Origin of the sequence: Oceanobacillus aidingensis (assembly GCF_042654105.1) — a bacterium.
GTDB lineage: Bacteria > Bacillota > Bacilli > Bacillales > Amphibacillaceae > Oceanobacillus > Oceanobacillus oncorhynchi.
Genome location: NZ_JBHSFT010000001.1, coordinates 287,630 through 302,405, shown reverse-complemented (window position 1 = coordinate 302,405; position 14,776 = coordinate 287,630). Strand labels below are relative to the sequence as shown.

General features: G+C 39.4%; 12 protein-coding genes, 2 tRNA genes and 2 other annotated features. Of the genes, 5 read left to right on the top strand and 9 right to left on the bottom strand.

Going from position 1 to position 14,776, the window contains the following annotated elements:
- Positions 1–72: 72 nt before the first annotated feature.
- The 3 genes from acsA to ACFO3P_RS01300 form a co-directional block, all read right to left on the bottom strand.
- Positions 73–1,788, bottom strand: coding sequence for an acetate--CoA ligase (gene acsA, locus ACFO3P_RS01310; RefSeq protein ID WP_193063787.1), 1,716 nt, complete (start codon positions 1,786–1,788; stop codon positions 73–75).
- A gap of 357 nt (positions 1,789–2,145) precedes the next feature.
- Positions 2,146–3,384 carry a dicarboxylate/amino acid:cation symporter gene (locus ACFO3P_RS01305; RefSeq protein ID WP_042528609.1) on the bottom strand — a complete coding sequence of 413 codons (1,239 nt, stop codon included), beginning with the start codon at positions 3,382–3,384 and terminating at the stop codon, positions 2,146–2,148.
- Positions 3,385–3,926: 542 nt separating this feature from the next.
- On the bottom strand, positions 3,927–4,160 hold the full coding sequence (locus tag ACFO3P_RS01300; RefSeq protein WP_042528610.1) for a helix-turn-helix domain-containing protein: 234 nt from the start codon (positions 4,158–4,160) through the stop codon (positions 3,927–3,929).
- Positions 4,161–4,315: 155 nt separating this feature from the next.
- Here ACFO3P_RS01300 and ACFO3P_RS01295 point away from each other — a divergent pair, with 155 nt between their 5' ends.
- Positions 4,316–4,690, top strand: a complete 375-nt coding sequence (locus ACFO3P_RS01295; RefSeq protein ID WP_193063786.1) for a helix-turn-helix domain-containing protein — start codon at positions 4,316–4,318, stop codon at positions 4,688–4,690.
- A gap of 106 nt (positions 4,691–4,796) precedes the next feature.
- Complete coding sequence (locus ACFO3P_RS01290; RefSeq protein WP_193063785.1) at positions 4,797–5,264, top strand: ImmA/IrrE family metallo-endopeptidase; 468 nt, start codon at positions 4,797–4,799, stop codon at positions 5,262–5,264.
- 101 nt (positions 5,265–5,365) lie between these two features.
- Here ACFO3P_RS01290 and ACFO3P_RS01285 read toward each other — a convergent pair whose 3' ends face one another.
- Entirely contained in the window at positions 5,366–6,283 is a 918-nt protein-coding gene (locus ACFO3P_RS01285; RefSeq protein WP_193063784.1) for a DMT family transporter, read from the bottom strand.
- Positions 6,284–6,930: 647 nt separating this feature from the next.
- Here ACFO3P_RS01285 and pflB point away from each other — a divergent pair.
- Positions 6,931–9,186 (top strand): formate C-acetyltransferase, encoded by a 2,256-nt coding sequence (gene pflB, locus ACFO3P_RS01280; protein WP_193063783.1) that lies wholly within the window; start codon positions 6,931–6,933, stop codon positions 9,184–9,186.
- A gap of 98 nt (positions 9,187–9,284) precedes the next feature.
- Positions 9,285–10,025 (top strand): pyruvate formate-lyase-activating protein, encoded by a 741-nt coding sequence (gene pflA, locus ACFO3P_RS01275; protein WP_193063782.1) that lies wholly within the window; start codon positions 9,285–9,287, stop codon positions 10,023–10,025.
- Between the two features lie 312 nt (positions 10,026–10,337).
- Here pflA and ACFO3P_RS01270 read toward each other — a convergent pair.
- From ACFO3P_RS01270 to proC, 3 genes are all read right to left on the bottom strand, one after another.
- A tRNA-Arg gene (locus ACFO3P_RS01270) sits at positions 10,338–10,410 on the bottom strand.
- Positions 10,411–10,531: 121 nt separating this feature from the next.
- Entirely contained in the window at positions 10,532–10,822 is a 291-nt protein-coding gene (locus tag ACFO3P_RS01265; RefSeq protein ID WP_193063781.1) for a TIGR04104 family putative zinc finger protein, read from the bottom strand.
- Positions 10,823–10,862: 40 nt separating this feature from the next.
- On the bottom strand, positions 10,863–11,681 hold the full coding sequence (gene proC, locus ACFO3P_RS01260) for a pyrroline-5-carboxylate reductase (protein WP_193063780.1): 819 nt from the start codon (positions 11,679–11,681) through the stop codon (positions 10,863–10,865).
- A gap of 89 nt (positions 11,682–11,770) precedes the next feature.
- Positions 11,771–11,977: a binding site (T-box leader), on the bottom strand.
- Positions 11,978–12,125: 148 nt separating this feature from the next.
- Here proC and ACFO3P_RS01255 point away from each other — a divergent pair.
- Positions 12,126–12,872 (top strand): GTP pyrophosphokinase, encoded by a 747-nt coding sequence (locus ACFO3P_RS01255; protein ID WP_193063779.1) that lies wholly within the window; start codon positions 12,126–12,128, stop codon positions 12,870–12,872.
- Positions 12,873–12,948: 76 nt separating this feature from the next.
- On the opposite strand, the gene ACFO3P_RS01250 is transcribed toward ACFO3P_RS01255, so the two are convergent.
- Together ACFO3P_RS01250 and serS are read right to left on the bottom strand one after the other, a co-directional pair.
- Positions 12,949–13,041: transfer RNA gene (locus ACFO3P_RS01250), tRNA-Ser, on the bottom strand.
- A gap of 129 nt (positions 13,042–13,170) precedes the next feature.
- On the bottom strand, positions 13,171–14,448 hold the full coding sequence (gene serS / locus ACFO3P_RS01245) for a serine--tRNA ligase (protein WP_193063778.1): 1,278 nt from the start codon (positions 14,446–14,448) through the stop codon (positions 13,171–13,173).
- 63 nt (positions 14,449–14,511) lie between these two features.
- Positions 14,512–14,747 (bottom strand) — a binding site (T-box leader).
- Between the last annotated feature and the right edge of the window lie 29 nt (positions 14,748–14,776).

Below are 14,776 nucleotides of genomic sequence, written 5' to 3'. Positions count from 1 at the left end.
TTTTTATCGTTAAATGAGAAGCCACTATGTTCATTTTATAAAGTATTTCCTGCTTTTTTTACAATAGACGGATTACTCCTCTAACGTCGAAGTATCTCCTGTCGGCAGCCCTAATTCCCATGATTTTAATAAACGGCGCATGATTTTACCGCTCCGTGTTTTAGGAATAGAGTCTTTTACTTCAATTTCTCTTGGTGCAGCGTGTGCACTTAATTCTTTTTTAATAAATTGACGGATTTCTTCCAGCAGCTCATCACTTTTTTCATGGCCCGGGTTCAAGGTAATAAATGCTTTAATAATTTCTCCGCGCTCTGGATCCGGCTTACCGATAACTCCCGCCTCTGCAACAGCCGGATGTTCAATCAGCTTGCTCTCGACCTCAAATGGTCCGACCCGTTCTCCAGATGTATTGATAACATCATCCAAACGCCCCTGGAACCAGAAATATCCATCTTCATCACGATATGCACTATCTCCGGAGACATACCATCCATTAATAAAATAACTCTCATATTTTCCTTTATTGTTCCAAACCTCGCGCATCATGGCCGGCCATCCCGCTTTGATTGCTAAATTACCCATTTGATTTGGAGGGATTTCATTTCCTTCATTATCGACAATGGACGCCTCTACTCCAGGGATTGGTTTCCCCATGGAACCAGGTCTGATTTCCAGTGACGGGATGTTTACAATCACCTGTGCACCTGTCTCTGTCATCCACCACGTATCATGAATACGTAAATCAAATGCTTTTAATCCCCATGTAATTACTTCCGGGTTTAATGGTTCTCCTACACTCAAAATATGACGCAGCGCAGACAGGTCATATTCTCTGACCTTCTCTTCGCCATGACTTACAAGCATCCGTAAAGCTGTTGGTGCAGTATACCATACGGTAACATGATTATCCTGCAACGTTTTATACCAATCATCTGGAGAAAAACGTCCGCCGCGAATCACATTTGTCACTCCATGCAGCCAAGGCGCAAAAATACCATAGCTTGTTCCTGTAACCCAGCCCGGGTCTGCTGTACACCAGTAGATATCATCCTCTTCTAAATCTAATACCCATTCTCCTGTAGCGTAATGCTGAATCATAGCATTATGCACATGCAGAATGCCTTTTGGTTTCCCAGTGGAACCAGATGTATAATGTAGCAGCATGCCATCTTCTCTATCCACCCAAACAATATCAAAATCTGTGGATGCCTCATTCATTTCGGAATCGAAGTCAATATACTGGTTTCCTTCTTCCTCATGCGCACCCACTAACACGATTTTTTCTAAATTTGGCAGTCTATCCTGCGGGATACGATAGAGTAAATCAGGAGTTGTTACTAATACACGTGCCTCACTATTCTCTAAGCGGTCACCGACCGCCTGCTCCATAAATGCCTCAAACAGCGGCCCTGCAATTGCTCCGATTTTTAAAATACCGAAAAATGCTTGATAGAACTCCGGACTTCTCGGCATAAAAAGAAAAACACGATCTCCCTTTTGCACATCGTATTTTTTCAATACATTTGCGAATTGGTTACTTTGGAGACGAAGTTGCTCAAAGCTGACTTTTTCTTCTCGATTGGGATCTGAATATAGTAATGCGATTTTATCCTTCTTATCCGGATTATCAGCATGTCTATCAATTGCTTCATAGGCCATATTCACTTTTCCTGTTTCATGCCAGGAAAAGTTCTTCTCCACACTTTCCCAAGAAAATGTTTTTCGAAAATCCTCGTAGTTTTTTAAATTATGATTGCCTTCACGTGCCGGAATTGCTTGCATATCCATCTAATCACCTCATTCATCTTAATTGGAAACGATTACAAATAGAATTAAAAAAAGGATTAAAATATTTTGTTAACTATTTCTATTTTAGAACATTTTGTGACATTTTTAAAGAGTTTGTTTCTAATTTTACAAAATAAAGGAGATATTACTGGGATGAATACCCGTTAACCCATGATTTACAGCAGTTTATCAGGAACAAATAAATTAAGCAGAAAGCGTGCTGCAGGTTATCTCTTAATCAACTTCCAGCTAAATAGAATAAAAACAACGTACGAAACAAAGAAATCCGGACCCATTTTGAACATTCTCTCGTTAGAATGCAAATGCGTTCGGATTTCATTGAATTAAATATTGATTTTATGCATTTTGTGTCTTTTTCTCATTCCGTTTTCCCCGTTCAGATATAATATATGCACAAGTAGCATCGCCGGCAATATTTAGAGATGTCCTTAACATATCGAGAAGACGGTCAATACCAATTATTAAAGCAATACCTTCTACCGGCAGCCCAACTTGGCCAAGTACCATTGCCAGCATCACCAGTCCGACGCCAGGGACGCCTGCTGTACCAACACTTGCCAACGTAGCGATAAGAACGACCATTAATAAATCCATAAAAGTCAGCGGGATATCATACACTTGGGAAATAAATACGGTTGCTACAGCCTGCATAATTGCTGTCCCGTCCATATTAATGGTTGCACCGAGCGGCTGAACAAAGCTGCTGACAGCTTTTTTTACACCCAGTTTTTCTTGAGCTGTCTTCATCGCCACAGGAAGTGCAGCATTAGAGCTGGAAGTACTAAAGCCAACCACCATTGCCGGGAAAAATACTTTAAAAAATGTAATTGGGTTCCCGCGTCCGATTAGCCAAATAGCAAGCGAATAGATAATGAGTGCGTGCAGCAGCAAACCTGCAATCACCGTTAACATATAGCTCAACATGGAACCGAGTGCATTCAGTCCAGCATCACCAATTGCTGAGGCAATCAAAGCAAATGCCCCATACGGAGCAAATCGCATAATCACTGTAATTAACCAATTCAAAATTTCGTTTGCCTGTTCAAATAGATTATATATTCCTTTTGTTTTATCACTTAAAAATGCCAATGCAACCCCAATAAAGATAGCAAATGCAATAATCTGAAGCATTTCTCCAGATGCCAATGCTTCTATAGGATTCTCAGGAACAATATTAATCAACGTCTCCATAATTGGCGGTGCTTCATCTGCGCTGTATTCTGCATTTGACGTATCAAAAATCCCTGTCGACCCCGGCTGGATCAAATAACCCAAACCTAGACCTAAACTGATTGCAATTGCCGTTGTTGTTAAGAAAAAGGCAACCGCGGAAACACCAATCTTTCCTAATTTTTTCGGGTCTCCCAGGCCTGCTGTTCCTAATACAATGGATACAAATACAAGCGGAACTACTAACATCATTATAAGATTAATAAATATTTGACCAATGGGGTCTAATACATATTTATCGAGAGGTTCAAAAAAACTTTCCGGGGCAAATGTCAGTGCTATACCAGCAGCTGCACCAGCAACCAGAGCAATTAATATTCTTCTCGTTAATTTTTTAGAATCCATATACCTTCTTCCTTTCACTATGTTTTCGGGTACAAAAATATCCAACTGAAACAAAGTTTTTTTATTTACTGCTAGTTACCTTCTCTTTAATCAGTCATTCTTCACTCTTGATAAACACTTTATTTTCATTGGATATAAAACATAGATTTATTGGATTTTTCATTGTAGTTGAGGCGACTACATTTTACAGGGTTTATTCTAATTGTAGAGTAAGATAAATTCTACCATAAATGTAAGGTACTTGAATAGTATGTTTTTAAATATTACATTATATTCCATATTACATAAATATGTTTAAAATCTTTACCCAGTTTTTTATTGAGTAAAACACAAGCTTCATTTATCCAATAAAAAACTACCTCCCTATGAACGAGGAGATAGAACCCGAATTACGTATTATAACAGGATAAAATATATTGTGGTTGAGAGATTTTTCTTTGAGGGGATAGCTATGTGGCGCTTAATGATAGTTATATCATTCCAGCTCTTCGAGGTATCGTTTTGATCTAGGGTGTATAAAATCTCTTCCTTTTTATTTTCGTTTATAAAAGCTCTTTGCATTTATTTAATGCATCATTCAACTCCTTATCAAATAACATTTTCACATCAATTTCTAATGCATCTGCTATTCTTTCCAGGGTATCTACATCTATCTTTGTTTTTCCCTTGGAAATATTGGTGTACCAGGCAGGAGTTTTAGAGCATTTTTTTGCAATTTGTGTCTTCGTTATCTGCTTTTGCTGTCTGATAAATTCGATTTTCTCATGTATTTCCACTAAATCACCCCATCCATCTTTTGGTTTTTATACTTTAAATTATAATTAAGCGCTTTGCGTAAGTCAATATACGAAAACAATAAAATTTGCATTTCGCTCAAAAATATTATTGTTTTTATTAAAAATGGTATTATCTCTATATTGAGGTGGATACTATGAAAATTCTTTCCCAAAGATTAAGAGAAGCACGAGAAAAAGCTGGATTAAAACAAATTGAAGCTTCGAAACTTTTAGGTATTTCAAATGGTACTTTATCTGGTTATGAAAGAGAATATCGTGATCCGGACACAGACACGTTACATAAAATGGCTAATTTATATGGTGTTTCCGTAGATTGGCTTTTAGGTAAATCTATGTCTCCCTCAACAAAGGATACTTCCCGGCCGGAGCCGATGTCGGAGCAAGATACATTGATGTTCCATAATTGGAAACGAATGACAGAAGATGAGAAAGAAGAAGCTTTAAATGTGATACAATATATTTTATACAGAAAGAAAACAAATAACGATAACGCCAATCAAAATGACTAATGCTAATTTATACTTCCATAAGCAATATAAAAACAGGTGTACTTGCTGCACCTTATTTTTAGCACTTCAAACCGAACATATATTCTTATTGAAGGTGGGAAATCAAATGTACTATTCAGATGTAGAAAAGTTTGTCGAAGCATTATACAAGCAGTTGAATATCCAGACTCCGGCAGAGCTCTCCATTTCTTCTATTGCACAAGCTTTAAATATTGAAATTATTTATGCAGCATCTGTCAGTATGCGGATAGATAACTATATCGTACTTCCAAATACTTCCCGGCAAAATATATGGCAATGCTTTGGGCATGAATTATGCCATTATTTTTTCCATGAAGGAGATCAGCGTTTTATGCATTCCCTTTTTGTCGACCTGCAAGAAAATCAAGCCAACCATTTTGCATATCATTTTTGTATCCCGACATTTATGCTGGACCAGATTCATATCGAAAATGTTTATGATATTCTGCAGCATTTTCCGGTGGAATTTTCCTTTGCGCTGCACAGGCTGGAGATGTACCATAATAACCATTTTTCTCTGTATGAAAAAACCGCTTCCTATCTCACAGGGTAAAAATTAGACCTTGTTTCCTTTCCAACAGGCAAGAAACAAGGTCTGCGAACTTAAAATACATGTACAAAAAGGACAGTGAAAAAGAATTTTTAAATATCCTCTTAAAAGATATTGAGTACGATTATCCCACTGATAATCATAATAACAGCGATAACCCTTCTTTGATCAATTAAATACTTCGGAAGGTTAAACAGCCCAAAATGATCAATTAACAGTCCCATGATAATCTGCCCTAAAATAGCAGCCATCATCGTTAATGTAACACCCAGATAAGGCATTAAACTGATATTTGATGCGATATATGCTGCGCCGAGTGCACCACCGGCAAAATGCCAGGGCTTTAATTTAAAATCTCCAGAAATACGTGTTAACTTTACTCCTTTATTCACTATCATCGACAGAATAAATAACACAGCGGTTCCTACAATAAATGAAATAAAAGCAGCATAAATAAAGGAGTCTACTTCATAACGCAAGGCACTATTGATTGCTGTCTGCAGCGGCGGCATCATTCCTGTACATATCCCGAACAATACCCACAGCCGGAAACGACTCTGCGAAACGCCGGGATTTTTTTTCGCATTCATATAGACAATTCCGGCAATTAAAAGAAGAACACCAACGATATGCATAAAATGCAACGGTTTTACCTCTGCACCAAACCAGCCAAAGGTATCAATCAAAATACCAATCACCATCTGTCCTGTTACGGTAACAATAACCGTTAATGCTGCACCAATTTTGGGCAGTAAAATAATATTCCCTGTAAGAAAAATTACTCCAAGCACACCACCAGTAAACCAGACATAGGAAAAGGATTGATCTGCAAAGAATGATACTGTAAATTTATCAGGATCTATCATAAGATTAATGAAAAATAAAATAATACTTCCAGATAAAAAGGAATAAAAGGATGTCGGCAACACCGCTTTCGTAAACACAGTTAGCCGATTATTTACTGCTGTCTGCAGCGGAATCATCATTCCTGCAATGATCCCCAGAACAATTATTACATACAATAAAGAAACCTTCCTTCTAAAAACCGTAATGTATTTATTTTAAGCAAATATATAGCAGAAAACAATACACTTGCTCCGTTCCCCTATCCAAAACCCGGTATTTATTAAGAGAAACCAAGAAAATCACTTGGTCTTTAAAATACTAATATTCTTGCCGAGCAGATGTCCGCTTCGGGAAGTCGCTTTCCGCGGGCAACGGTTTTGACGGGGCGAGTAACCGCAGCAGTCTTAGTGGGAAGACTCCGCAGGAAAAAAGTGTTCTTCTATTTTCTACCATAGGCATAAGCGCGACTATGCTTCTGTCTGCGCCTGTCGGCTTGCCAATCAGCAAGTCTTCTTTAAAGGAGATGAGCTCGGGGCCCATGGAAAGCGTAGTGTATTTCTGGGGCCTAAGATTACTCCCCCCCATGAAACCCGTTGGAGCGGCTATCCTCAACATTTTATACTTTCTTACTCTTTAAAAAAGGCTTGGAACGAATGTTACTATTTTATAAAATCCTCTTATTTCTCAAGCTTTAAATTTGAACATTTTAAGAACTTTCTTTATTTGTGAAGTATTTCACTTGTTTTATTTTCCGAAACCTTTATAATAAAAATAGAGGTTATTGTGAATTTATTCACAATTAATTAAGAGGAGGGTTTTTGTTATGAAAGTAACAGATGAAATGGTAAAAAGAGTCCCTTGGGATGGTTTCGTTGAAGGCAACTGGCAGCAAGAAATTGATGTTCGTGATTTTATTTTACAGAATTATCATTTATATGAAGGAAATGAATCCTTCTTAACTGATGCAACCCAAGCCACCAAAGACCTGTGGGAGCAAATCATGCAATTAACCAGAGAAGAACGGGAAAATGGCGGTGTATATGATTTAGATACAAAAATCGTATCTACTATTACCTCTCACGGTGCTGGTTATTTAAATAAGCCCTTGGAAAAAATCGTCGGCGTGCAAACAGATGCGCCTTTCAAACGTGCTCTAATGCCTTTTGGAGGTATCCGTATGGCTGTAGCTGCCGCAGAATCCTATGGCTACAAAGTTAATGATGACGTTGTCCATACCTTTACAGAACACCGGAAAACGCATAACCAAGGCGTCTTTGATGCCTATACACCCGAAATCTTAAAAGCAAGAAAAGCAGGAATCATCACCGGGCTTCCAGATGCATATGGCCGCGGACGTATTATCGGAGATTACCGCCGTGTTGCCCTGTATGGAGTAGACCGTTTAATTGAAGAAAAGAAAAAAGACCTGCAGCTGATTGGTAACGGAACAATGACGGACGATGTGATTCGCGACCGGGAAGAAACCTCGGAGCAGATTCGTTCCTTAATCGATTTGAAAAAGCTCGGAGAAAAATATGAATTTGACCTTTCCAAGCCTGCTACAACTGCACAGGAAGCATTCCAATGGCTCTATTTAGCCTATTTAGCTGCCATTAAAGAGCAAAACGGGGCTGCCATGAGTCTTGGCCGTGTTTCTACATTCTTAGATATTTATATAGAGAGAGATATTGAAAATGGGGTTATGACAGAGCAAGAAGCGCAAGAACTTGTCGATCATTTTGTGATGAAGCTGCGTCTCGTAAAATTCGCAAGAACACCAGATTATAACGAATTATTTAGCGGAGACCCGACTTGGGTAACAGAATCATTGGCAGGAATAGCAGAAGATGGACGCCCACTTGTAACAAAGAGCTCATATCGTTTTCTGCACACATTAGATAACTTAGGACCGGCGCCAGAGCCAAACTTAACCGTACTTTGGTCTGCTAAACTGCCGGAAAACTATAAAAAATATTGTGCAAAAATGTCTATTAAATCAAGCTCGATTCAATATGAAAACGATGATATCATGCGCCCGATCTATGGAGATGACTATGGAATTGCCTGCTGTGTATCTGCAATGCGCATCGGGAAACAAATGCAGTTCTTCGGTGCACGGGCAAACTTGGCAAAAGCACTTCTGTATGCGATCAATGGCGGTGTAGATGAAAATCTAAAAATGCAGGTAGCTCCAAACTATGCACCAATCACATCAGAGTATCTTGATTACGACGAAGTAACGGAGAAATATGATAACCTCCTAGATTGGTTATCTGGTTTATATGTCAACGCATTAAACATTATCCATTATATGCATGATAAATACAGCTATGAGCGTCTGGAAATGGCGCTGCATGACCGGGAAGTATTACGGACCATGGCTTGCGGTGTAGCAGGACTATCCGTGATTGTCGATTCCTTAAGCGCCATTAAATATGCGAAGGTAAAAACGATTCGTGATGAAGACGGACTTGTCGTTGATTATGAAATAGAAGGCGACTATCCGAAATACGGCAATAACGATGATCGCGCAGATGAAATCGCTGTGAATCTCGTAAAAGACTTTATGAATAAAATTAAGAAACATCATATGTATCGCAATGCTACACCAACACAGTCTATCCTGACGATTACTTCCAATGTGGTTTACGGGAAGAAAACAGGAAATACACCAGATGGACGAAAAGCTGGAGAACCTTTTGCACCAGGAGCAAACCCATTACACGGACGCGATAAAAATGGCTCATTAGCTTCTTTAAGCTCCGTTGCTAAATTGCCATATAAATACGCACTGGATGGTATCTCTAACACCTTCTCCATCGTACCAAAAGCGTTAGGAAAAGATGAAGAAACAAGAAAAACAAACTTAGCCGGTATCCTCGATGGCTACGCAGCAAAAAAAGGACATCACCTAAACATCAATGTCTTTGACCGGGAAACCTTATTAGATGCAATGGAGCATCCGGAAGAATACCCGCAGCTGACCATCCGCGTCTCTGGATACGCAGTAAACTTTATTAAGCTGACAAGAGAACAGCAAATCGATGTCATTAACCGGACCTTCCATGAAAGCTTGTAAGGCCATTCTGTAAGAAGTGAATATCAAGCGCTCATTAAATAACTTGAGCGCTTGATGCTGAATTATTTTCAGCATATGAAGTGAGGGGGAAAAGTATCATGAAAGAAGGAAGAATTCATTCAATTGAAACGTGTGGAACTGTAGACGGACCTGGATTACGCTATGTTATCTTTACCCAAGGCTGTTTATTACGCTGTCAATTTTGTCATAATCCGGATACGTGGAACATGGGGGCAGGAAAGAAAATGTCTGTACAAGAGCTGGTGAAGGATATTAAGGGCTATCTCCCATTCTTCCAATCTACCAATGGAGGAGTGACTGTCAGCGGCGGGGAGCCTTTACTTCAGGTTGAATTTTTACTGGAATTGTTCACCGAACTGAAAAAATTAGGAGTACACACAACCATTGATACTTCTGCCGGATGCTTTAACCGCTCTCCTCACTTTATAAAAAATTTAGATAAAGTACTGGAATTAACTGATTTGGTTTTACTTGATTTAAAGCATATCAACGCTGCAGCGCATAAAGAGCTCACCGGTCTGTCCAATGAACATATTCTCGACATGGCCCGCTATTTAGACGAGAAGAAAGTGCCTGTCTGGGTCCGTCATGTACTTGTTCCCGGCGGCAGCGATAACGATGCACATTTACAGCAGCTCTCCAATTTTATTGCAACGTTAAATAATGTCGAAAAAATAGAAGTGCTGCCGTATCATAAATTAGGTGTCTATAAATGGGAAAATCTTGGTTTGGACTATCCGCTGGAAGGTGTAGAACCACCGACAGAGGAACGGGTGAAAAACGCCGAAGATATTTTGAATCGGGTGAAAGTGATATAGCGATAAGGAATCCATTGCTGTATCCTGCCCTTTATATAGATGAGATGGATGGAGCCGCTTCTTTTTAGGAGCGGCTCCATCCATTATTATCGTCTAAAAAAAATCAATAGTATCTCTCATTTTTGTTTCTTTACAAAAAATAAGCAAAACAATAATTGTCTTCTTTATAAAAAAACGACACCCTTCGGAAATCTTGTCATAAAACAAACAAGAAATCGAAAAATGACGTCTGCCAGTTTATATAATTTTCAAAGAGAAACCATGCCCAGTAATGTAACTGGAAAACATCAACCTCTGTATAACAAAACATTACGCCCCCGGCAGGATTCGAACCTGCGGCACATGGTTTAGGAAACCAATGCTCTATCCCCTGAGCTACGGGGGCTTTAGACATAATCAAGCAATGAAAATCGCCGAATTATGCTTCATTATCCGCTCATCCAAAAATAAACGAACAATCGTATTATACTAAACCTTATCTATTTTGGGAAGCATCGTGTTTCACTTTATTTTTTCCCTGCCTTCTGCAATCTCGTCCGATAAGGAATCGACAGGACGTGAAGAATCATCAGCAAACAGCCCATGAGAATAATTTCTACAGAAGACAGCCTTAGCAGAAAGGCCAGCCCTAACAGAATAGGAATGGCTAATAAAGGGAGCCAGCCGCCTTTTTTACTTGCATTATAATAATTTTCTTTGCCGCAGTGCGGACAAATCATTTTAATCTTAAATACCTGCTTAAAGGTCTGTCCATAACTCCATCTTTTCCCGCAATAACTGCAGTCCGGTGTATGCATCTGCTTTCCCTCTTCTCTTTTTTAAAGTGCGTGTAAATAATTAGTTCTGAGCATTCGTAATCTCGATAGACCGGTTTCGTGCACCATCGACACATGCTTTGATTATCTTATCAAATTCATTCGCCATTAACTGGTTTAAACCAGCCTCTGTGGTTCCTGCCGGGCTGGTAATATTAACACGGAGCTGTTCCGGGTCTGCGCCGGATGTCTCCAGCATTTTTCCTGCGCCGATTACTGTCTGAGTTAATAACTCTAATGCCGTATCCCGGTCCAATCCTGCTTCGATTGCTGCTTTTTCCATTGCTTCCACCATATAATAGAAAAATGCCGGTCCGCTTCCTGCAATCGCCGTAATCGTATGCATCTGCTCCTCATCGACAATTTTTGTCGTACCCACTGTCTGGAATAGTTCCTCAGCAAAGTAAAGCTGACCGAGTTCGACATTGGTTCCCTTTGAAATAGCAGTAGCTGATTGGCCTATCAATGCAGATGTATTCGGCATGGTTCGAATAACAGGAATACCTTCTCCCAGCGTTTTTTCCATCTGTTCGATAGATAACCCTGCAATCACTGAAATAACCATGTGACGCGGCTGTATATAACTTTTTAGCCAATCCAAATAATCCTTCGCATCCTTAGGCTTCATCGCTAAAATAATAATATCTGCTTTCTCGATCATTTCTTCTTTATCCAGGTCGCATGTCACCCCATACTTTTCAGCAATCAGATCTAACCTTGCTTGATCACTGCGATTCGTCACCAGCACCTGTTCTTTTGTAACGACATTGGTCCTTGTAATACCTGCAATAATCGCCTCTGCTAAATTCCCTGCTCCAAAAAATGCAATTGTTTTTTCCATATATTTTCCTCCTGTGTGTTTCTTCTTTCCTTTGATATTTTATTTCACTGATACCTCAGAGCAATAAAAAAACTGATTATACATCCTTTGTAAAGGACGAAATCAGTATTATTCCGCGGTACCACCTTTGTTGATAAAAGTTATCCACTCACATTGATAATGCAGTTTACTGCAGTCAGCATACACTAACCTACTCCCGGATAGGTTCATCAAGGCATTTACAGAAATCTTACAGCCGCCGGATTTCCTCTCTTTGGTAAATACACATCGATTACTGGCCCGTTCACCGTATTTCTTTATTGAATTGTACTATAAGGCCTTGCCATACTTTTGTCAAGACTGCACCCATCAGAATGGATTGCAGCGTCTTTTTATCTGCTATTCAAAACAAATTTTGCTATACTTATATTGTACATGAATGTAAGCCAGAAAGGAATTTTATCAATGGATGAATCAAAACAGATACACCAGTTAACCGCTGTACGAAAAGAACTGACACGTTTCATGCTCAGCTATAAATTTGGACTGGATGAAATCAATACCAAGCTGAACATCCTTCAAGAAGAATTTGAGCATATTCATGATTATAATCCGATTGAACATTTAAAATCACGTATAAAAACACCTGAAAGTATTTTACGAAAATGCCAGCGAAAAAACATTTCGATTACGCAAAAATCTATCAAGGGTCATATCAAGGATATTGCAGGAATCCGGATTGTCTGCTCCTTTATATCCGATATTTATAAAATCAGCGAAATGATCCAAGGTCAGCAGGATATCAAAGTCATTGAAACGAAAGACTATATTAAGCATCCAAAACCAAACGGATATAAAAGTCTGCATTTGATTTTATCCATTCCTGTCTTTTTCTCTGACCGTCAGGAAGAGGTATTTATTGAAATTCAAATCCGTACCGTTGCGATGGATTTCTGGGCGAGCTTAGAGCATAAAATTTATTATAAATATGATGGGGAAGTACCGGCACATCTGGTAGAAGAATTAACAACCAGTGCAAATATCGCAAATCAACTGGATGAAAAGATGGAGTTTCTTCATACGGAAATCAATGAAGCAAAAGAGGATAAACATGCAGAGAGCAAGCTTAACTTTCTGCCGCTTGATAACAAACGCTTCCCGCTGCCAAAGCAGTTATTAGAATCGTTGTTGGAGCGAAGAGATAGAGAGTAAACATATATATGTATTAGAAAACCCGCAGCACGAAAGCTGCGGGTTTTTATCTCCAATTTTTTACGGTTGTTTTAAATGGAGGAGGTAGAGGGATTCGAACCCCCGCGCGGTTTGACCCGCCTCTCGGTTTTCAAGACCGACCCCTTCAGCCAGACTTGGGTATACCTCCATGAAATAACGCTAATTTGCTCACTTCCTAGCGAACAAAATATACTATATCATCCTCAAAGTTGACTTGTCAATATTTTTTATCAAAAAATAAGAGGCCCCCAAAGATGGAGAGCCTCTTACTTAATCATTACTTGCCAATCACTTCAATGCCGCCCATATACGGACGCAATACTTCAGGAATTACTACACTTCCATCCGCTTGCTGACAATTCTCTAAAATAGCTGCTACAGTACGTCCCAATGCCAGACCAGAGCCATTTAAGGTATGGACAAATTCTGGTTTTCCATTTGCTTCGCGGCGGAAACGAATACCGGCACGGCGCGCTTGGAAATCTTCAAAATTAGAACAAGAAGAAATTTCACGGTACGTATGCTGGCTTGGAATCCATACTTCAATATCGTATTTTTTCGCTGCTGTAAAGCCTAAATCACCTGTACACATACTCATCACACGATAAGGGAGTTCTAACAGCTGCAATACTTTTTCCGCTTCCCCTGTCAGTCTTTCTAATGTGTCATAAGAATCTTCCGGTTTCACGAAATTCACAAGCTCCACTTTGTTAAATTGATGCTGGCGAATCAAGCCGCGTGTATCTCTTCCGGCAGAACCTGCTTCAGAACGGAAGCTGGCGCTGAATGCAACATATTTTTTCGGCAACGCCTCTCCTGATAAAATCTCATCACGGTGATAATTGGTTACAGGGACTTCTGCAGTCGGCACCAGAAAATAATCCCAGTCTTCCAGTTTAAACGCATCCTCTTCAAATTTCGGAAGCTGTCCTGTTCCTGTCATACTCAGGCGATTCACAATGTATGGAGGAAGCATTTCCTGATAGCCATGCTTATCCGCATGCAGATCCATCATGAAGTTTAATAATGCACGTTCCAGTCTTGCTCCTAATCCTTTATAAAAAACAAAACGGCTTCCTGTTACCTTTGCTGCACGTTCAAAGTCCAAAATATCTAAATTTGTCGCAACATCCCAGTGCGGCTGTGCTTCAAATGAAAATTCCGGCACCTCTCCCCATTTACGTGCTTCTACATTATCATCCTCATCTTCACCAACAGGCACACTCCCATGCGGCAGATTAGGAATAGAAAGCATGATATGTTCCAGGGTTTCCTCAATGTCTTTTAATTCTTTATCATATTTAGAAATTTGATCTCCAACTTCACGCATAGAAGCTATGGCTTCCTCCGCATCCTTCTTCTCGCGCTTTAAAACAGAAATTTCCTTAGACACTTCATTACGTTTTGCCTTTAGTTTTTCTGTCTCTGCAATCAATTCCCGTCTTCTTACATCAAGCTCGCCAAATTTGTCTAAATCGCCAAGGTCTTCTCCGCGGTGTGCTAATCTTTGCTTCACTTCATCAAAGTTATTTCGTACATATTTCATATCTAACATACTGATTACCTCCTATATTTTTAATGTCTTTAAAACCATAAAAAAACTCCCATCCCTTATGTAGAAAGGGACGAGAGTATATTTCCCGCGTTGCCACCCTAGTTAAAGAATCTATACAGACAGATTCTTCCGGCTTTATATACGAATAACGTCGTATCTCCGTGCTTACTTACGTGACTGAACCACTTCAATAAGCATGCTCCAGGATGGATTCACTGCATTCTAACGCTAATTTGCACCAGATATTAGCTCTCTATAGATAGAATCAAACAGCTACTGCTTCCTATCAACGCTTTATTATTTCAATGAATGATTGTATATCATCATA